Annotated in this window: 2 protein-coding genes (1 of these 2 cut by a window edge); both read right to left on the bottom strand. The window is 74.0% G+C overall.

Translation table 11 applies throughout. The features are described from left to right. Positions 1–7,881: the 5' portion of an amino acid adenylation domain-containing protein gene (locus ACF09J_RS29325; RefSeq protein ID WP_392308455.1), read on the bottom strand. Its footprint begins 6,291 nt before the window's first position; 7,881 of the gene's 14,172 nt are visible here — the first part of the coding sequence; its start codon is at positions 7,879–7,881; its stop codon lies off the left edge, out of view. Beyond that, positions 7,878–22,118 carry an amino acid adenylation domain-containing protein gene (locus tag ACF09J_RS29320; protein WP_392308454.1) on the bottom strand — a complete coding sequence of 4,747 codons (14,241 nt, stop codon included), beginning with the start codon at positions 22,116–22,118 and terminating at the stop codon, positions 7,878–7,880. Before ACF09J_RS29320 ends, ACF09J_RS29325 begins: the two co-directional genes overlap by 4 nt.

Below are 22,118 nucleotides of genomic sequence, written 5' to 3'. Positions count from 1 at the left end.
CTCCGGGCCGATGCCCCCGCGGACCAGCAGATGCGCGAGGCGGTTGGACTCGGCGTCCAGACGCGCGTAGCTCAGCTCCGTGCCGTCGTGACTGATCGCCACCGAGTCCGGCGTGGCGGCGACCTGACGGCCGAACAGCTCCGCGATCGTGCCCCGCGGCACGTCGTGCGCGGTCGCGTTGAAGTCGTGCAGGACCTGCTGCCGCTCCTCAGGAGAAAGCACCTCGAGCCGGCTGATCGGCAGGTCGGGGTCGGCGCACGCGGCGTCCAGCAGACGCAGCAGCCGGTCGGCCATGCGCGAGACGGTCTCCGGGTCGAACAGGTCGTCGCTGTACTCGACCAGGCCGGTCATGCCGAGCGGTGCGCCCCGCTCGTCGTAGCGTTCACGGAGGCTGAAGGCCAGGTCGAACTTGGCGGCGCCGATGCCGACGCCCTGCGCGCCGATCTCCAGACCGGGCAGGCCGATCTCGACGTCGGCGGTGTTCTGCAGGTTCAGCCACACCTGGAAGAGCGGATGGCGGCCGAGCGAGCGTTCGGGGTTGAGCACCTCCACCAGCCGCTCGAACGGCACCTCCTGGTGCGCGTAGGCAGCGAGGTTGTCGTCCCGGACCCGGTCGAGGAGTGCGGTGAAGCTCGGGTCGCCGCCGGTGTCGGTGCGGAGCACCAGGGTGTTGACGAAGAAGCCGACCAGGCCGTCCAGCGCCTCGTCGTCGCGGCCTGCGACCGGGGTGCCCAGTGGGATGTCGGTGCCCGCGCCGAGCCGGGTCAGCAGCGCGGTGAGCGCGGCCTGGCCGACCATGAACAGGCTGGTCCTGGTCCGCCGGGCCAACCGTGCCATCCGCGCGTGCAGTTCGGCGGGGACCGCGAAGGGGACCGTGGAGCCCCGGTGGCTGGCCACCGCGGGCCTCGGACGGTCGGCGGGCAGCCGCAGCTCGTCCGGAAGTCCGGTCAACGAGGCCCGCCAGAACTCCAGTTGCCGCGCGATCTCGCTGTCCGGTGCGGTCTCGCTGCCCAGCACCTCGCGCTGCCACAGCGTGTAGTCCGCGTACTGGACCGGCAGCGGCGCCCAGCCGGGAGCGCGGCCCGCCAGCCGGGCGCCGTACGCCTCGGCCAGGTCGCGCGCCATCGGCGCCATGGACAGACCGTCGCCGGCGATGTGGTGCATCACGAGGAGCAGCACATGGCGGTCCGGGCCCAGCCGGAACAGATGTGCCCGCAAGGGCAGTTCACCGGCCAGGTCGAAGCCGCGGAAGGCGGCCTCCTCGAGCGCGGCGTCCAGACCGGCCTCGTCGGCCTCGGTGACGGTGAATTCGGGGACTGCCTGCCCGGCCGGGGCGACCGACTGGCGGGGGACGCCGTCGACCTCGGGGAACGTGGTGCGCAGGCTTTCGTGCCGGGCCACCACGTCACCGAGCGCGGCGCGCAGCGCCTCGACGTCGAGCGCGCCGTTCAGCCGGGCGGCCAGCGGCAGGTTGTACGTGGAGCTCGGGCCCTCGAGGCGGTTGAGGAACCACAGCCGGCGCTGCGCGAACGACAGCGGGACGAGGTCCGTGCGGGGCATCGCGCGGACCGCGGGGCGCGCGCCCGCCGCGCCGGACGCCTTGCCCGCCAGGCCCGCCACGGTCGGGGACTCGAAGACGTCCCGCACGGCCAGTTCCACGCCCAGTGCGCCGCGGATCCGGCCGACCAGCCTGGTCGCCAGCAGCGAGTGGCCGCCGAGGGCGAAGAAGTCGTCGTCGACGCCGACCGATCCGACGCCGAGCACCTCGGCGAACAGACCGCACAGGATCTCCTCCCGCGGGCCGCGCGGGGCACGCCCCTCGGGCGCCTCGGCCTCGGGAGCCGGCAGCGCGGCCCGGTCCAGCTTGCCGCTGGGCGTCAGCGGGAACGCGTCCATGAGCACGAACGCCCCGGGCACCATGTGGTCCGGCAGCGCCGCCGCGACGTGCGCGCGCAGCTCCGCCCGCCCGATCGCGCCGGCCGCCGGCACCACGTAGCCCACCAGACGGCGGCCGCCGCGCCCGTCGTCCCGGGCGGCCACGGCGGCCCGCGCCACCTCGGGGTGGGTGCGCAGCACGGCCTCGATCTCGCCCGGCTCGATCCGGAAACCGCGGATCTTCACCTGGTGGTCCGCGCGGCCGGCGTACTCCAGTTCACCGTCGCGGTTCCAGCGCACCAGGTCGCCGGTGCGGTACATCCGGGCGCCGGGCGGCCCGAACGGGTCGGCGGTGAAGCGCTCCGCCGTCAGGCCCGGACGGTCGTGGTAGCCGCGGGCCAACTGCGCGCCCGCGATGTACAGTTCGCCGCTCACTCCGTCCGGCACCGGCCGCAGGGCCGCGTCCAGCACGTACACCTGGGTGTTCCACACCGGACGTCCGATCGGCGCCCCGGTCCGTGGCCAGGCCGACCGGTCCGCGGGCAGGGTGTGCGCGGTGACCACGTGCGTCTCGGAGGGGCCGTAGTGGTTGTGCAGCACGCGCCCCGGGTCCGCGCCGCACAGGTCGCGCACCCGGTCGCCCAGCACCAGGGCCTCACCGGCCTGCGCGATGTGCCGCAGGCCGGGCAGGCCGGTGCCGTGCTCGGCGACGGCCTCGCCGAGGGCGTCCAGCATCATGGTGGGCGCGTACAGCTCGGTGACGTGCCGCTCCCGCAGCCAGGTCGCGAACCTCGCCGGGTCGCGCCGGGTCTCCTCGTCGGGCACCACCAGCGTCCTGCCGTCGAGCAGGGCCGACAGGATCTCCTGGGCCGAGACGTCGAAGCTGATCGCGGTGAACTGGGCGGTCCGGGCGCCCGGTTCGGCGGGGACGGCCTCGGAGTGCCAGGACAGCAGGTTGACCAGCGCGCCGCCGGGCATCACCACGCCCTTGGGGCGGCCGGTCGAGCCGGACGTGTAGATCAGGTAGGCGGGGTGCCGCGGCAGCAGCGGCCCGGTCCGCTCGTCGTCGCCGGGGTCGGTGTCCGGCAGCGCGGCCAGTTCGGCAACCACGTCCGGGTCGTCCAGTGCCGTCGTCGGCCCGGAGGGCAGGCGGCCGGCGACCCCGGTGGTGGACAGCACCAGCCGGGGAGCGGCGTCGGCCAGCATGAAGGCGATCCGCTCGGCCGGGTACTCCGGGTCGACCGGGAGATAGGCCGCGCCGGACTTGAGCACGGCGAGCAGACCCACGACCAGGTCCACCGAGCGGGGCAGGGCCAGCCCCACGATGTGCTCGGGGCCGATGCCGCGGCCGATCAGCAGCCGGGCGAGCCGGTTGGCCCGCGCGTTCAGCTCGGCGTAGGTCAGCTCCTCGTCGCCGCACACCAGCGCGGTGGCGGCGGGGTGTTGCGCGACCCCGGCCTCGAAGAGTGCCGGCAGCCGGGCGGCGGGCACCTGGTGCTCGGTGGCGTTGCGGGCGACCAGCAGCTCGTGGCGGGCGACCGGGTCCAGTACGTCGACCTTGCTCACCGGGCGGGCCGGTTCGGCGACGACGCCCTCCAGCACCCGTACGAAGGCCGCCGCGATCCGCTGCGCGGTCGGCTCGTCGAACAGGTCCGCGCTGTACTCCACGAAGCCCTCGACGCCGCCGGGCCGCCCGTCGGCCGTGTAGCTCTCGCGCAGGCTGAACAGCAGGTCGAACTTGGACACCCCGGTGTCGACGCGCTGCGTGCCGACCCGCACACCCGGCAGCCGGAACGGCGCGGTCGGGTTGTTGTGCAGGGTGAGCATCACCTGGAACAGCGGGTGCCGGGACATCGAACGGCTCGGGTTCAGCACCTCGACCAGCCGCTCGAACGGCACCTCCTGGTGGGCGTAGGCGGCCAGGTCGGCCTCCCGCACCCGGCCGAGCAGCTCACGGAAGTCGGGGTCACCGGACAGGTCGGTGCGCAGCACCAGGGTGTTGATGAAGAAGCCGACCAGATCGTCCAGCGACTCGTCGCCGCGCCCGGCGATCGGGGTGCCGAGCGGGATGTCCGAGCCGGCGCCCAGCCGGTGCAGCAGCACCGACAGGCCCGCCTGCAACGTCATGAACACGCTGGCCTGGCAGGAGCGGGAGAGCGCGACCAGGCGCTGGTGGACCTCCGGGTTGATCCGGAAGCCCACCGTGCCGCCCCGGTAGGAGGGGGTCGCGGGACGCGGCCGGTCGGCCGGCAGGTTCAGCTCGTCCGGCAGTCCGGCCAGCGTCTCGCGCCAGAAGGCCAGTTGCCGCGAGACCGCGCTGTCCGGGTCGTCCTCGCTGCCGAGCACCTCGCGCTGCCACAGGGCGAAGTCCGCGTACTGCACGGGCAGCGGCTCGGACGACGGCTCAGCGCCCTCGCTTCGCGCGCCGTAGGCGGCGGACAGGTCGCGGCCGAACGGCACGGCCGACCACTCGTCCATCACGATGTGGTGCATCACCACCAGCAGCACGTGCTCCTCGTCGCCCAGCCGCAGCAGCCGCGCCCGCACCGGCGGCTCGGCGGTCAGGTCGAAGCCCTCGCCCGCGGCCCCGGCCAGCGCCGCGTCGAGACCGGCCGGCTCCACGTCGGTCACCCGCAGCTCGGGGACGGTGTCCACGACGACCTGGCAGGGCGTGCCGTCGCGGTCCGGGAAGACCGTGCGCAGGCACTCGTGCCGCCGAGCCACGTCGGCCAGCGCCGCGCGCAGCGCCGCCACGTCCAGCGGGCCGGTCAGCCGGGCCGCCATCGGCACGTTGTACGCCGGGCTCGGGCCCTCGAACCGGTTGATGAACCACAGCCTGGTCTGCTGGAGCGACAGCGGGACGTCGGCCGGGCGCGGCGCGGGCTCGATCCGCCGGGTCACCGGTCCTTCGGAGGTGAGCAGTTGGGCCAGCGCGGCCACGGTCGGCGACTCGAACAGGCTGCGCAGCGAGAGCCGCACGCCGAACACCGAGCGGATCCGGGTGACCAGGCGGGTCGCCAGCAGCGAGTGGCCGCCGAGCTCGAAGAAGCTGTCGTCGATGCCGACGACGGACGCGCCGAGGATCTCCGCGTACAGCCCGCACAGGATCTCCTCCTGCGGGGTGCGCGGGGTGCGCCCGGAGGCCACGCCGGAGAAGTCCGGTGCCGGCAGCGCCCGCCGGTCGAGCTTCCCGTTGGGCGTCACCGGCAGCTCGTCGAGCGTCACGAACGCCGCGGGCACCATGTGGGCGGGCAGCGCGTCCGAGACGGCGGCGCGCACGGTGGCCACGGCCGGCGCGGCGGCGCCGGACTCCGGCACCAGGTAGGCGACCAGCCGGTGGTCTCCCGGCCGGTCCTCGCGGACGATCACACTGGCCTGGGCGACGCCGTCCTGGGCCAGCAGCACCGACTCGATCTCGCCCGGCTCGATGCGGAAGCCGTGGAGCTTCACCTGGGTGTCGGCGCGCCCCTGGAAGACGAGTTGGCCGTCCTGGTCCCAGGCGGCGATGTCTCCCGTGCGGTACATACGGGCGCCGGGGCTCTCGAAGGGGTTGGCGACGAAGCGTTCGGCGGTGAGCGCGGCACGGTCGAGGTAGCCGCGGGCGAGGCCCGCCCCGGAGACGTAGAGCTCGCCGGGGACCCCGGGCAGGACCGGGCGCAGCGCGGAGTCCAGGAGGTAGACGCGGGCGCCCGTGATGGGGCCGCCGATGGGCGGGACGACCTCTCCGGCGAGCGGGGCGCTCATGGTGGCGCACACCGTGGTCTCGGAGGGGCCGTAGGCGTTGATCATGCGGCGGCCCGCGGACCAGCGGCCGACGAGTTCGGGCGCGGTGGCCTCCCCGGCGACCACCAGGGTGATGCCCTCGGGCAGGGCGTCCCGGTCGAGGACGGCGAGTGCGGCCGGGGGGATGGTGGCGTGGGTGACACCCTGCTCGGCGACGAGGCCGGCCAGCGGCGGACCGGGGCGGAGCCGCTCCGAGGGGGCGAGCACGAGCGTCGCACCGGTGAGCAGGCCCATGGCCAGCTCCCAGAAGGCGGCGTCGAAGCTGATGGACGCGAACTGGAGGACGCGGCTGCCGGGGCCGACCTCGAAGCGCTCGGTCTGGGCGGCGACGAGGGAGGCGATGCCGCGGTGGGTGACGACCACGCCCTTGGGCCTGCCGGTGGAACCGGAGGTGTAGATCAGATAGGCGGGGTGATCGGCCGTCGGGTTCGTGGCGGGGGCGTGGTCGCCGGGGGCGGCGGCGACGCGGGCGGCGGTGGCCGGATCGTCCAGCGCGACGAGGAGCCGGTCGCCGGCCGGCAGGGAGGCGGCGAGGGCGGAGGTGGTGAGGACGACACCGGGCCGCGCGTCGGCGAGCATGTAGGCGATGCGGTCGGCCGGGTAGTCGGGGTCCACCGGCAGATACGCGGCGCCGGCCTTGTGGACGGCGAGCACGGCGACGGCGAGGTCCGCGCACCGGGGCAGCGCCAGGGCGACGTACTGCTCCGGCCCCACCCCGGCGGAGACGAGGTGGTGGGCCAGCCGGTTGGCGCGTCGGTCGAGCTCGGCGTAGGACAGCGTGGTGTCCTCGAAGACCACGGCAGGGTCCCGCGGGGCCAGGGCGACCCGCTCCGCGAACAGCTCCGGCAGGGTCCTCGGGCCCTCGCCTCCCGTGTCGTTGCGCCGGAGCAGGACCTCCTCGCGCTCCTTCGGGCCGAGCACGTCCAGCCGGCCGACGGGGCACTCCGGGTCGCGCACCACCGCCTCCAGCACCCGCACCAGCCGGGCGCCGATCGCCTCCACGTCCGCCGGACGGAAGACGTCCGGCCGGTAGCCGAAACGGATCCGCAGCGTCTCGCCGGGCAGGGCGGCCACGCTGAGCGGGTAGTGGTTGGCGTCCGCGCCGTGCGCGCCGACGATCGTCAGCCCGGCCAGCTCGCGGAACCCCTTCTCGTCGAAGGGGTAGTTCTCGGTGACGGTGATGGTGTCGAACAGCTCCCCGGACGCCCCGGCCAGGGCGTGCACGTCGGGCAGGTTCAGATGCTGGTGGGACATCAGGGCGGCCTGCTGCCGCTGGAACCGGGCCAGCATCCCGCCCACCGGCTCCGACGGGTCGAGCCGCAGCCGCACCGGCAGGGTGTTGATGAACAGGCCGACGATGTTCTCCACCCCGGGGAGGTCCGCCGGACGTCCGGAGACGGTGCCGCCGAACACCACGTCGGTGCGTCCGGTCAGCCGGCTCAGGACCAGCCCCCAGGCGCCCTGGAACACCGTGTTGACGGTCAGGTCCCGTCCGCGGGCCGCCGCGGTCAGCTCCCGGCTCAGCTCCGCCGGAACCTCCACCAGCAGGCGCTCCGGCGCGACCGGGGTGCGCAGCCGGTCGTCGGACACCAGCCGCGTCGGCTCCTCGACGCCGCTCAGCACCGTCCGCCACGCCTCCTCGGCCGCCGGCCGGTCCTGCCCGGCCAGCCAGGCGAGGTAGTCGCGGTACGGCGTCACCGGCGGCAGCGCCGACTCCTCGCCCCCGGCGGCGTAGAGCGTGAACAGGTCCGTCATCAGCCGGCCCACCGACCAGCCGTCCAGCAGGATGTGGTGGTGCGCCATGACGAGCCGGTGGGCGCGCTCGCCGTGGTGGATCAGCGTGAAGTGCAGCAGCGGCGGCCGCTCCAGGTCGAAGGTGCGCTCCGACGCGGCCGCGGTCAGCTCCCGCAGCCGCGCCTCCTGCTGCTCCCCGGGCAGGCCGCGCAGATCGAACTCGTCCCACGGCAGCGGGACTTCGCGCGGGATGAGCTGCACCGGGCGGCTCAGCCGCTCGTAGCGGAAGGCGGCCCGCAGATTGGGGTGCCGGCGCAGCAGGCCCGCCACCGACGCCCGCAACGCCCCGGCGTCCAGCTCGCCTTCGAGGTCGAGGCAGAGTCGCGCCGTGTAGATGTCGAGCGAGCGCTCGTTGTAGACGGTGTGGAAGAGCAGGCCCTCCTGGAGGGGCGAGAGCGGAAGGACGTCCTGGAACCCCGGCTTCGTCATGAGGAGAAGTACCTTCCGTCAGCTTCCAGCACGTCGATGTCGCCTTGGTCGAGACCGGTCAGGGACAGGTCGGACGGGGTGTGCCCGCCCGCGTCCGCGGCCTCGCAGCGGGTGGTGATGGCTTCCAGCGCGCCGAACCAGTCGTCGACCAGTTCGCGTACGGCCGCCTCGCCGAACAGTTCGCCCGGCCAGGCGCAGGTCACGGTCAGGCACGGCCCCTCGGGACCGGCGACGACCGAGGCGGTCAGCTCCAGCGCGTGCCCTGCCTCCGGCGCCCGCTCGGTGGGTCCGGCGGACACCGGCCACTCGGCGGGCGCGGCCTCGTCGAGCCTGCCGAGGTGGGTGTAGCCGATGTCCGGCGGGGGAAGTTGGGCCAGCACAGGGGCGGTACGCGGGTTGAGGTACCGCAGCATGCCGTAGCCGACACCGCCGTCCGGCACCGCGCGCAACTGCTCCTTGACCGCCTTGACCGCGTTGCTCACGGCCGTGCCGCCCGCGGTCAGCTCGGACCGGTCGACGGCACCGGCGTCCAGGCGCACCGGGTGCGCGGCGGCGAACCGGCCCAGGGTGCGGGAGAGGTCCTGGCCCTCGGCGAACGGCTCGCGTCCGTCGCGCTCCAGGTCCACCAGCACGCTCGTGCCGCCGAGGTGGTCCCGCAGATGCCGGCGCCGCCAGTGCGGGACGGCCAGCGCCAGCGCGGTGAGCAGCACGTCGTCCACATCGCAGTGGAACGCGGCGGGCACCCGGTCGAGCAGCGGTCCCGTCCGCGCCGCAGGCAGCGTGCGACGCAGCGTGCCCAGGACGCCGGACGCGTCGGCGTCCGGGTCGGACGGCCGGTCGGTGAGCCGGGGTTCCGCGGCGGTGAGCGTCGCCTTCCACCAGTCGAGTTCGCGCTCGCGTTCGGGGTCCTGCGCCGCGGCGACCAGTTGCTGCGCCCAGCGGCGGTAGGAGGTGCCGGCCGGGCGCGGGGCGTCCCGGCTCTCCCCGGTCACCACACGCAGGCAGGTGGCGAGTTCGGTGCGCAGGAGGCGCCAGGACACCCCGTCCACGGCGAACCGGTGCAGCGCCACCAGCAGTTGGCCCCGCTGTCCGGGCCCGGCGTCGAACCAGACGAACCGGGCGACGTCGCCGGTCTCCGGGTCGAGGTGGTCGGCCGCCCGCCCGGTGTGCTCGCGCACCGCGGCGGCCAGCTCGTCCGCGTCCAGTCCGTCGACCGCCACGCGGGCGACCCGCTCGTCGGCGTCCACCGTGCCGGGAGGCCGGACCTGAAGGCTCCACCGGGCGCCGTCCTCGCCGTCCCGGCCGCCCTCGTGACGGTCGAGCAGCAGCCGCAGCGCGTCGTGCCGGTCGGTGAGCATGCCCACCAGCTCGCGCAGCCGGTCGAGGCCGAGACCCGCCGGGACGTCAAGCAGCAGCGTCTGGTGGTACGCACGGACCGGGCCGCCCCGCTCCCGCAGCGCGTGCGCCGGCGGTGGCAGCGGGACACCGCCGACACCGGCATCGGGCGACTCGACGACGAGGTCGGGGACGTCGGTCGCCACGGACGCGAGCCCTTCGACGGTCCGCTGGACGAACACGTCCTCCGGCTTGATCCTCAGCCCCCGCGCCCGGGCGCGGCCGACCAGCCGGATCGAGACGATGCTGTCGCCGCCGAGGTCGAAGAAGCTGTCCCGGATGCCCACCGAGGGCAGGCCGAGGACCTCGGCGAACACCTCGCACAGGGCTTCCTCGCGCGGTGTGCGCGGCTGCTCGTCGCCGACGAGCACGGCGAAGTCCGGGGCGGGCAGCAGCTTGCGGTCCACCTTGCCGTTCGGGGTGAGCGGCAGGGCGTCGAGGGCGACGAACGCGGCCGGGACCATGTAGTCCGGCAGAACGCGCGCCGCGTGCTCCCGCATGCCGGCCGCGTCCGGCACCTCCCGGCCGGGCGCGGCGACCAGATAGGCCACCAGGCGCTTGTTCCCGTCGCCGTCCGCCCGGGCCACCACGGTGGCCTGGGCCAGCGCCGGGTGGCCGGCGAGCACGGCCTCGATCTCGCCCGGCTCGATGCGGAAACCGCGCACCTTGACCTGGTCGTCGGCCCGCCCGACGAACTCCAGCTCGCCCGCGGTGTTCCACCGGGCGATGTCGCCGGTGCGGTACATCCGGGTGCCGGCCGGGCCGAACGGGTCCGCCACGAACCGTTCACCGGTCAGTCCGGGCCTGCCCAGGTAGCCGCGGACCACGCCGTCGCCCGCGAGGTACAGGTCGCCCGCGACCCCGGCCGGGACCGGAGCGAGCCGGTCGTCCAGCACGTACACGCGGGTGTTCGCGATCGGCCGGCCGATCACCGGCGCGCCGGGCCGGTCGTCCAGTGCGGCGGTGGTGGACCACACCGTGGTCTCGGTGGGTCCGTACAAGTTGCGTACACCGGGGGCCAGTTCGCGCAGCCGGGCGGCCAGGCCCGCGGGCAGCGCCTCGCCGCCGACCAGGACCCGCAGTCCGGCGAGGGCGTCCGGGCGCCCCGACACCAGCGCCTGCCACAGCGTCGGGGTCGCCTGGACCACGGTGGCGCGCGTTCCGGTGATCAGCTCGGCCAGCTCGTCGACGTCCCGCACCTGCTCGGTGGTCGCGAGCACCAGCCGGGCCCCGGCGACCAGGGGCACGTACAGCTCGAGACCGGCGATGTCGAAGGCGACGGTGGTGACCGCCACCAGGACGTCCGCCTCGGTGACCGGCAGCCGCTCACGCATGTCCCGCACGAAGTTGGCGATGTTGGCGCGGGTGACCACCACGCCCTTGGGGCGGCCGGTGGACCCGGAGGTGTAGATCACGTAGGCCGGGTGGTCGCCGTGCGCCGTGCCCGGCAGGTCGGTGTCCGGCAGGTCGGCGATCCGTGCCCGCAGTGCCGGGTCGTCCACGGCGACCGTCTCCGCTCCCGCCGGTACGGGCAGCTCGCGGGCGAGTCCGGAGGTCGTCAGCACCAGGGCGGGCGAGCCGTCGGTGAGGATGTGGCGCACCCGCTCCGCCGGGTAGGCGGGGTCGAGCGGTATGTAGGCCGCGCCGGACTTGAGTACCGCCAGGAGCGCCACCACCAGGTCCGTTCCGCGCGGCAGGCTCACCGCCACCCGGACCTCGGGACCGGCGCCGCGGCCGGTCAGGTACCGGGCCAGCCGGTTCGCCCTGGCGTTCAGTCCGGCGTAGGTGATCTCACCGTCGGTCGCGACCACCGCGACCCCGTCCGGGGTGCGGGCGGCCGCGGCCTCGATCGCCTCGGTCAGCGAGTGCGGGCCGAAGTCGGCGCCTGTGGCGTTCCAGTCGTCCAGCAGCAGGGTGCGCTCGGCGGGGGTCAGGACGTCCACCTCGCCGACGGGCCGGTCGGGCTCGGCGCACAGCCGTTCCATCAGGTGCGTGAACCGTCCGGCCAGCCCCACCACCGTGTCGTGGTCGAACAGGTCCGTGCTGTACTCGGCGACCGCGTCGATCCCGGCGGGCGCCCGGTCGTCGTCGAACAGCTCGCGCAGATTGACGTTGAGGTCGAATTTCGCCGTGTTCAGGTCGAGCATGCGGCGCCGCGCGGACACCCCGGGCAGGTCGTAGTCGGCCTCGGGGTTGTTGTGCAGGCTGACCATCACCTGGAACAGCGGGTGGCGGGCCATGACCCGTTCGGGGTTCAGCAGGTCGACCAGCCGCTCGAACGGCACGTCCTGGTGGGCGTACGCGGCCAGGTCGGTCTCCCGTACCCGGTCCAGGAGTTCGGCGAAGGTGGGGGCGCCGGACAGGTCGGTGCGCAGCACCAGCGTGTTGACGAAGAAGCCCACCAGATCGTCCAGGGCCTCGTCCGTGCGGCCCGCGATCGGCGTGCCCAGCGGGATGTCGGCGCCCGCGCCCAGCCGGTGCAGCAGCACCGCCAGTCCGGCCTGGACGACCATGAACATGCTGACCCCGCGGCGGCGGGCGAGGGTCGCCAGGTCCCGGTGCAGTCGCGGCTCCAGCCGGAAGGTGACCCAGCCGCCGCGGTACGAGGGGGTCGCCGGGCGCGGCCGGTCCACCGGCAGGCTCAGCTCGTCCGGCAGTCCGGCCAGCGCCTCGCGCCAGTACGCCGACTGCCGTGCGGCCACGCTGCCGGGGTCGTCCTCGTCGCCCAGCACCGTGTGCTGCCAGAGCATGTAGTCCGGGTACTGCACCGGCAGCGGCGTCCACGCGGGGGCCGTGCCGGCGCGCCGGGCGGCGTACGCGGTGGCGAGGTCCCGGCCGAACGGCCCGGTCGACCAGCCGTCGACGACGATGTGGTGCATCACCACCACGAACACCGACTCCCGCTCGCCGACCCGCAGCAGGGCTGCCCGCAGCGGCAGTTCGACCGTCAGGTCGAAGCCCCGACCCGCGATGCGCCGCAGCTCCCCGTCCAGTTCGCGCGCCGCGACGTCGAGCACGGTGAACTCCGGTGCGGCCACCGACGGGTCGAGCACCACCTGGTACGGACTGCCGTCCCGCTCGGGGAAGATGGTGCGCAGCGACTCGTGGCGGGCGACGACGTCGGCGAGCGCGGCGCGCAGCGCGGAGGCGTCCACGGGACCGTCCAGGTCCAGCGCGATGGGCAGGTTGTAGGTGGCGCTGTGGCCTTCCAGGCGGTTCAGGAACCACAGCCGCCGCTGGCCGTGCGACAGCGGCAGGTGCGCCGGCCGCGGGGCGGCGCGCAGTGCCTGCCGTCCCTGCGGAGCCTCGCGCAGTGATCCGGCCAGGGCGGCGACGGTCGGGCTCTCGAACAGCGCCCGGATCGGGAGTTCCGTGCCGAAGGCCGAGCGGATCCTGCTGACCAGCCGGGTGGCCAGCAGGGAGTGGCCGCCCAGGTCGAAGAAGTTGTCGTCGACGCCGACCGCGGGCACGTTCAGGATCTGCGCGAACAGAGCGCACAGCAGCTCTTCCTGCGGTGTGCGCGGTGCGCGGCCGGCGGTGGCGGCGGGGGAGTGGTGGTCCGGCGCCGGCAGGGCCCGCCGGTCGACCTTGCCGTTGGGGCTGAGGGGCAGCTCGTCCAGGACCACGAACGCCGCGGGCACCATGTAGTCCGGCAGGTCCCCGGCCACCTCGCGGGCGACCTCGGCCCTGTCCAGCGGGCCGTCCGGCACCAGGTAGGCGACCAGGCGCTGGTCGCCCGGCAGGTCCTCCCGCAGCACGACGGCGGCCTGGGCGACGCCCGCCCGGCGCAGCAGCGCGTTCTCGATCTCGCCGATCTCCACCCGGAAGCCGCGGATCTTGACCTGGTCGTCGACGCGCCGCAGGAAGTACAGCTCGCCGTCCGGGGTCCACTTCACGACGTCGCCGGTGCGGTACATGCGGGAGCCGGGCGGGCCGAACGGGTTGGGCGCGAACCTCTCGGCGGTCAGCGTCGGCCGGTGCAGATAGCCGCGGGCGATGCCCTCGCCCGCCACGTACAGCTCGCCGGCCACGCCCATGGGCACCGGCCGCAGGGACGCGTCCAGCACGTACAGCCAGGTGTTGGGCATGGGACGGCCGATCGGCAGCGGGCCGCTGTCCACCGGTTCGCCGGCCCTGATCACGTGCTGGGTGCAGTTGACCGTGGTCTCGGTGGGCCCGTAGCCGTTGTAGATGTGCGCCTCGGGGAAGCGCGCACGCCACTCGGTCAGCGTCTCGCCGAGCAGCAGCTCGCCGCCCAGCATCAGTTCGCGGCGGGGCGAGAACGCGTCGGGCAGCGCCTCGAGGAGCGACAGATGGCTCGGGGTGGCCTTGAGGAACGTGCACGGCGTGCGCTCCAGGGCCGCCAGCGTCCGCGGATCGCCGTCGTCCAGGGTGGCCAGGATCACCGTGCCGCCGACGGACAGCGTCGTGTAGAGCGCCGTCACCGTCAGGTCGAAGGAGATCGGGCTGTGCAGCACCGCCGCTCCCACGGTGCTCGGGTAGCCCGACGTGCTCCACCGCAAGTAGTCGCTCAGGCAGTGCTGTTCGGTCAGCACACCCTTGGGGCGCCCGGTGGATCCCGAGGTGTAGATGACGTACGCGGAGTGGTGCGGATGGACCGGGTGCAGCCGGTCGGCGTCGGTCGGATCCGTGACCGGACGGCCGGCCACGGCCTCGACGGTGTCCGGCTCGTCCAGCAGCAACCGCGGCAGGCCGTCGGAGTCCGGGAGGCCCGCGCCGATGGCGCCGTCGGTGAGCAGCAGCATGGCCGAGGCGTCCTCGATCATGAACTCGATGCGCTCGGGCGGGTAGTCCGGGTCGAGCGGGAGATAGGCGGCGCCCGCCTTCAGGACCGCAACCAGGGCGACCACCAACTGCGGGGTGCGCGGCAGGGCGACCGCGACCCAGTCCTCCGCGCCCACACCGCGCGCGATCAGGTGGTGGGCCAACCGGTTGGCGCGCTCGTTGAGTTCGCGGTACGTCACCTGCTCCTCCCCGCAGGCCAGGGCGACGGCGTCCGGGGTCGTCGCGACCTGCCGCTCGAACCGCTCGACGAATGTCGGCGGGACCTCCGGGCGTATCTCACCGACGCCGAGGGCGAGGATGCGGTGGCGGTCGGCCTCGCCCAGCAGGTCCAACTCGCTGACGCGCTGCGCCGGATCGGCCGCGACGGACTCCAGCAGGCGGCTCAGCCGGGCGGAGACGTCCTCCGCGGTGGCCCGGTCGTACAGGTCGCCGCTGTAGTTGAGCAGGCCGCTGATGCCGGCCGGGGAGCCGTCGTCGGCGTAACGGTCGCGCACGGAGAACGACAGGTCGAACTTGGCGACCTCGGTGTTCACCGGGTGCAGCCGGGTGCGCACCCCGGGGAAGCCCAGCTCCATCTCGGGGGTGTTCTCGAAGTTCAGCAGCACCTGGAACAGCGGGTGCCGGGACAGCGAGCGCTCCGGCCTGAGCGTCTCCACGAGCAGCTCGAACGGCACCTCCTGGTGGGCGTACGCGGACAGGTCCGCCTCGCGCACCCGGCCGAGCAGTTGCCGGAAGGTCGGGTCGCCGCTGAGGTCGTTGCGCAGGACCAGGGTGTTGACGAAGAAGCCGATCAGGTCGACCAGCGACTCGTCGCCCCGCCCGGCGACCGAGGTGCCGATGGGGATGTCCGTGCCGCCGCCCAGCCGGTTCAGCAGCGCGGCCAGCGCGGCCTGCATCACCATGAACAGGCTGGCGCCGCTGCCGCGGGCGATCTCAAGGAGCCGTGCGTGCACCTCGGGTCCGACGGTGATCGGCACGAATCCGCCGTCGTGGCTGGGGGCCGCCGGGCGGGGCCGGTCGGCCGGCAGGTCGAGCTGGTCCGGCAGCCCGGCCAGCGTGTCCTTCCAGTAGCCGATCTGCCGCGCCAGCACGCTGTCCGGGTCCGTGAGGTCGCCGAGGACCTCCCGCTGCCACAGCGTGTAGTCGGCGTACTGCACCGGTAGCGGCGCCCACTGGGGGGCGCGCGCCGAACGCCGCTCGGCGTAGGCGGTGGACAGATCGCCCACCAGCGACGCGAACGACCAGCCGTCGGCCACGATGTGGTGCACCAGGACCAGGAACACCTGCTCGGTGGGGCTGAGCACGAACAGCTGGGCCCGGACGGGCAGTTCGTTCTCCAGGTCGAAGCCCCGGCGGGCGGCCGCGGTCAGCGCCGTGTCCAGTTCAGGCTCGGTCAGCTCGGTCACCGGGATCCGCAGGCGGGCCTCCCGCTCCGGGACGACGCACTGGACCGGTACGCCGTCGTGGTCGCGGAAGACCGTGCGCAGGCTCTCGTGCCGGGCCATGACGTCGTGCAGGGCCTCGTAGAGGGCGTCGCGGTCGATCCGGCCGGTGAAGCGCAGCGAGACACCGAGGTTGTAGGTGGGGCTCGGACCCTCCAGACGGTTGAGGAACCACAGCCGCTGCTGGGTGAACGACACCGGCAGCCGGTCCGGGCGCGGCATCGGGACCGCCCGGGGCCTGGCCGTCCCGGCCCGCTCGACCAGTTCCGCGAGCTGGGCCACCGTCGGCGCCTCGAACAGGTCGCGCACCGCGAGGTCGACGCCGAGCACCGACTGGATCCTGATGATCAGCCGGTTGGCGATGAGCGAATGCCCGCCCAGGTCGAAGAAGCTGTCGTCGACGCCGACCGAGGACAGTTCGAGGATCTCCGCGAACAGACCGCAGAGCACCTGCTCCTGCGGGGTGCGCGGCTGCCGGCCGCCCGGCCCGCCGGCGAACCGCGGCGCCGGCAGAGCGCCGCGGTCGAGCTTGCCGTTGGCGTTGAGCGGCAGCCTGCGCAGGGCGACGAAGGCCGCCGGCACCATGTAGCCGGGCAGGGTGGCCGCCACCAGCTCGCGCAGCCGCGCGGTGTCCGCCTCGGCCCCGGAGGCGGGCACGACGTAGGCCACGAGCTGCTTGTGGCGGTGCTGGTCCTCCTGCGCGACCACCACCACCTGCGCCACGGCCGGGTCCGACGCGATCACCGACTCGATCTCGCCGGTCTCGATGCGGAAACCGCGCACCTTCACCTGCTCGTCGGAGCGACCCAGGTAGGCCAGCTCGCCGTCCGCGGTCCAGCGCACCACGTCGCCGGTCCGGTACAGCCGGGAGCCGGGCGGCCCGAATGGGCTGGCCACGAACCGCTGCGCGGTCAGGGCCGGCCGGTCCAGGTAGCCGCGGGCCAGACCCGCGCCCGCCAGGTACAGCTCACCCGCGACACCGGCCGGAACCGGCCGGAGCCACGGATCCAGCACGTACACCCGGGTGTTGGCGACCGGCCGGCCGATCAGCGGCTCCGCGGGCCCGCCGTCGGAGTACCAGGCGGTCGCGTACACCGTGGCCTCGGTCGGCCCGTAGATGTTGGCGATACGGGCCTCGGGCATGACCGCGCGGATGTCCGCCACCGCCCGCCCGGTGAGCGCCTCGCCGGCGAGCACCACCAGGCCGGCCGAGGCGGAGACGTTGTCCTGGCCGATCAGCTCGGCCAGCGCGGACGGCACCGCGCTGATCATGCTGCCCGACCAGCCGTCCTCCCGCTCGGCCAGCGCCAGCAGGTCGCGCACCACGTCGATGCGCCCGCCCGCCGTCAGCGGCGCGAAGATCTCGAAGACCGACACGTCGAAGCTGAGCGACGTCGACGCCAGCGGCCGGGACAGGGCGTCGGCGCCGATCTCGCGCGCCGCCCAGGTGACCAGGTTGACCACGTTGCGGTGCTCCACCACGACGCCCTTGGGCGTTCCGGTCGAGCCGGAGGTGTGGATGACGTAGGCGGCGTTGTCCGCCCGCAGCGGCGCCCCGCGATCCTCGTCGACCGGGTTCGTGCCGGGGCGGGCCGCGACCGCCTCCACCGTGCCGGGGGCGTCCAGCGCCAGCGCCGGGACCCCGGCCAGGACCTCCCGCGGCCAGCCCGCCAGCACGCCCTCGGTGCTCAGCAGCAGCACCGGAGCGGCGTCGGACAGCAGCAGGGCGACCCGCTCGACGGGATGGCCGGGGTCGACCGGCAGATACGCCGCGCCGGACTTGAGCACCGCGAGCAGCGCGACGATCAGCTCCGCCGAACGCGGCATGCCGAGCGCCACCACGCGCTCGGGACCCGCGCCCCGGGCGATCAGCTCCCGCGCGAGCCGGTTGGCGGCCTCGTGCACCTCGCGGTACGTCATCGACCGCGGCCCGTCGCACACCGCCACCGCGTCCGGATGCTCCGCCGCCGCCCGCTCCAGGAGCTCGACCAGCGTCCCCGCGGGGACGTCCCGTTCCGTGTCGTTCCATTCGTGCAGCAGCCGCCGCCGCTCGGCCGGCGACAGCATGTCCAGCCCCCGCACCGGGGCGTCCGGTTCGGCGACGAGCGCCTGAAGGAAACGCACCAGCCGGTCGCCGAGCAATTCCACAGTGGAACGGTCGAAGAGATCCGTCCGGAATTCGACGACCGCCTCGATACCGTCCGGTGTTCCCGTCTCACCGACGCATTCGCCGAATTCGAAGGACAGGTCGAACTTGGCCATCGTGCGCACGCCCGGTTCGGCGACCGCCCTCAGACCGGGGAATTCCAGGGCGGTGTCGAGTTTCTTCTGGAGCGAGAACAGCACCTGGCACAGCGGGTGGCGCGAAAGTGAACGCTCCGGGTTCAGCACCTCGACGAGACGCTCGAACGGCACGTCCTGATGGGCGTAGGCCGCCAGGTCCGACTCCCTGACCCGGCCCAGGAGTTCGCGGAACGTCGGGTCGCCGGAGACATCGGTGCGCAGCACCAGCGTGTTGACGAAGAAGCCGACCAGGTCGTCCAGGGAGTCGTCGGTGCGGCCCGCCACCGGGCTGCCGAGGACCACATCGGGGCCGGCGCCCAGCACCGACAGCAGCGACGCCAGCCCGGCCTGGAGCGTCATGAACAGGGTGGTGCCGGTCTGCCGGGCGAGGTCGGCGAGGCCGCGGTGCAGCTCGGCCGGCAACCGCAGCTCGACCACGTCGGACCGATAGTCGGCCTCGGCCGGACGCGGCCGGTCGGCGGGCAGCGTGATCTCGTCCGGCAGGCCGGCCAACTCCGAACGCCAGAAGGCGATCTGCCGGGCCATGGTGCTGTACGGGTCCCGGTCGTCGCCGAGGGTGTCACGCTGCCACAGCGTGTAGTCGGCGTACTGCACCGGCAGCGGCCGCCACCGCGGTCCCGCCCCGCTCAGCCGGGCCGCGTACGCCGTGGACAGGTCGCGGGCCAGCACGCCGAGGGACCATCCGTCCGCCGCGATGTGGTGCACCACCACGGACAGCACGTGCTCCTCCTCGCCGAGCGAGAACAGGTCCACGTGCAGGGGGAGTTCCGTGGCCAGGTCGAACGCCCCGGCCGCACAGCTCGCCAGCGCCACGGGCAGCTCCTCGGCGCCGATCGCCGAGAAGGGCAGCTCCACCACGGCCGTCTCCGGGTCGAGCACGACCTGGCTCGGCACGCCCTTCACATCGGGGAAGACGGTGCGCAGGCTCTCGTGCCGGGCCAGCAGGTCACCGAACGCCGCGAGCAGCGCGCCCCGGTCGAGCGGCCCGGACAGACGCAGCACCAGCGGGATGTTGTAGGCCGAGTTGGGGCCCTCCAGGCGGTCGACGAACCACAGCCGGTTCTGCGCGTAGGACAGCGGGATCTCCGCCGGGCGCGGCAGCGGCGCGATGCCGGAGCGGGCGTGGTCGGCGCAGGTGACGCGGTCCGCCACGGCGGCGACGGTCGGCGCCTCGAACAGCGTCCGGATCTGGAGCTCCACACCGAACACCGAACGGATCCTGCTGACCAGCCGGGTGGCCAGCAGGGAGTGGCCGCCCACGTCGAAGAAGTTGTCGTCGATGGTGACGCCCGGCACGCCCAGTACCTCGGCGAACAGTCCGCACAGCACCTCCTCGACCGGGGTGCGCGGCGCGCGCCCGGCCGAGCCGGCCACCGACTCCGGTTCCGGCAGCGCCGCGCGGTCCAGCTTTCCGTTGGCGGTGAGCGGCAGCCGCGGCAGCACGACGAACGCCGACGGCACCATGTGGTCCGGCAGCGCGGCGGCCACCGCCTCGCGCAGCACGCCGGGATCGAGGGCGCCGCGCTCGCCGGCCGGCGTGACATAGGCGACCAGCCGCCTGTCGCCGGGCTGGTCCTCCCGCACGACCACCGCGGCCCCGGCGACCTCGGCCACGCTCTCCAGCACGGCCTCGATCTCGCCCGGCTCGATCCGGAAACCACGGATCTTCACCTGCTGGTCGGCCCGGCCGACGAACTCCAGCTCGCCGTCCGCCGTCCAGCGCGCCACGTCGCCGGTGCGGTACATCCGGCTGCCGGGCGGGCCGAACGGGTCGGCGACGAACCGGTGCGAGGTCAGGTCGGCGCGCCCGTGGTAGCCGCGGGCGAGCCCGTCGCCGGAGACGTACATCTCCGCCGCGACACCGGGCGGAACCGGCCGCAGCGCGCCGTCCAGCAGGTGGACACCGAGGTCGGGGATGGGGGAGCCGATGACGCTGCCCGGCCGCCCGTCAGCGGTGTGCCGGTCCAGCGCCACATGGCTGACGTGCACCGTGGTCTCGGTGATGCCGTACATGTTCACCAGGACCGGCGCGTCGTCCGGGTGCCGGGCGTACCAGCGCTCCAGGCGCCGCAGGTCCAGCGCCTCACCGCCGAAGATCACGAACCGCAGCGCGGTACCGCCGCCGGCCGCGGGGTTCTCCTCGTCGGCCTGCATGAGCTGGTAGAACGCGGACGGGGTCTGGTTGAGCACCGTGACGCGCTCGTCGGCCAGCAGCCGCAGGAACTCCACCGGCGAACGGCTCACCTCGTGCGGGACGACGACCAGCCTGCCGCCGTGCAGCAGCGGACCCCAGATCTCCCACACCGAGAAGTCGAAGGCGTAGGAGTGGAACAGCGTCCACACGTCCTCGGGCCCGAAGCCGAACCACTGCTCGGTGGCGGTGAACAGCCGCAGCACGTTGCGGTGGGGGACGACCACGCCCTTGGGCCGGCCGGTGGACCCGGAGGTGTAGATCATGTACGCCGGATGCCGCGGGTCGAGCGGCGCGGCACGCTCCGCGTCGGTGACGTCGCCGGCGGCCCGGGCGGCCAGTTCGGCGGCGGTGCGGGCGTCGTCCAGAGCCAGCAGCGGGACGCCTTCGGTGTCCGGCAGCCGCTCCGCGTGCGCGGTGTCGGTCAGCACCAGGTCCGGTGCGGCGTCCGCGAGCATGAACGCGATCCGCTCGGCCGGGTAGGCCGGGTCCAGCGGCAGGTAGGCGGCGCCGGCCTTGAGGACGGCCAGCAGCGCGACCACCATCTCCGCCGAACGCGGCAGCGCCAGCGCGACGAACCGCTCCGGGCCCGCGCCCCGCTCGATCAGCGTCCTGGCCAGCCGGTTGGCGCGGGCGTTGATCTCCCGGTAGCTGTGGTCCACTCCGTCGCTCACCACGGCCGTGCGCTCGGGGTGCTCGGCCGCGACCCGTTCGAACAGCTCCGGCAGCGTCAGGGCGGGGGTCTCGACCGGGACGGGCGGGGTGAGCACCCGCGCGCGTTCCTCGTCGGTGGCGGTGTCCAGCCGCCCGACCGGCGTCCCGGGGTCGCAGGCGCACAGCCGGGAGAGGAGGTCGAGGAAGCGGTGCTGGTGCGCGGCGAGCGACTCCTCGTCGTACAGCGCCGCGTTGGCGTCGAAGTCGAAGCGCAGCGCGCCGTCGGTGGAGCGGGTGTCCAGCACGATCGCGAGGTCCGTGATCGGGCCGCCCGGCAGGTTGTGCACGGTCGCGCCGTGTCCGGCGAAGTCCAGGTCGTAGCCGAACAGGACCAGGTTGACGTGCGGTCCGATCAGGTGCTGCTCGGGGCCGAGACGCAGATCGCGCCGCATGTCCTCGTGCCGGTACCGCTGGTGGCGCACGGCCTGCCGCATCTCGGCGGAGACGGCGGTGAGCAGGTCGCCCACCGGGGTGTCCGGTCCCGCGCCGAGCCGCAGCGGGACCAGGTTGGACACGCTGCCGGGCACGTTGCGCAGCCCCTTGCCCTGGCGGGCGGCGACCGGCAGGCCGACGACGGCCTCGTCGGTGCCGGTGAGGCGCTGCACGTAGAGGGCGAGCGCGGCGACCACCACGGTCGGCCAGCCGGTGCCGGCCTCGCGCGCGAGCCCGCGGATCGCCTCGGTCTCGTCGGCGCCGAGCGTCACACTGCGGCGGATCACGCTGCTGGGCAGGTGCTGCCGGCCGCCGGACAGGCCGACCGGGGGCTGTGCGCCGGTGAGCCGCCCGGTCCAGTACGCGGCGTCGTCGGCGTGGTCCGGGGACTCGGCGTAGGCCCGGGCGGCGTCCACCAGTTCTTTGAGCGGCGGGAAGGGACTCGCCGGTACGGGGGTGCCCGCCGTCAGCGCGGAGTAGACCTCGGCCACCCTCGGCGCGAACATGGCCACGCCGGCACCGTCCAGCACGATGTGGTGGACCCGGTGGTACCACCACCAGCGGTCCTCGGCGATCCTGAACAGGGCGAAGGTGAACAGCGAGTCGCCGAACAGATCGATCGGCCGGGCCCGGTCCTCGTCCATCCACTTCCGCGCGCCGGCCTCCGGGTCGGCCTCGCCGGACAGGTCCACGACGGGGAACGGGAAATCGACGGCGGGGAGTATCCGCTGCTCGGGGATCTCACCGTGCTCCGCGAACCGCACGCGCAGCGCGTCGGTCTCGCCGACCACCCGGCGCAGCGCGGTCTCGAAGCGGTCCGGGTCGACCGGCCCGTGAATGTCCAGGTACTCGGCGATGTTGTAGACCGTGTTGCCGGAGTCGATCCGTTGCGCGAACCAGATACCCGATTGAGCCGGCGTCAGAGGGAGTCGGATCTCACCGGATTGTGGCAC

Source organism: Streptomyces sp. NPDC014889 (assembly GCF_043081205.1).
Lineage (GTDB): Bacteria > Actinomycetota > Actinomycetes > Streptomycetales > Streptomycetaceae > Streptomyces.
This window is presented reverse-complemented; position numbering and strand designations above follow the sequence as displayed.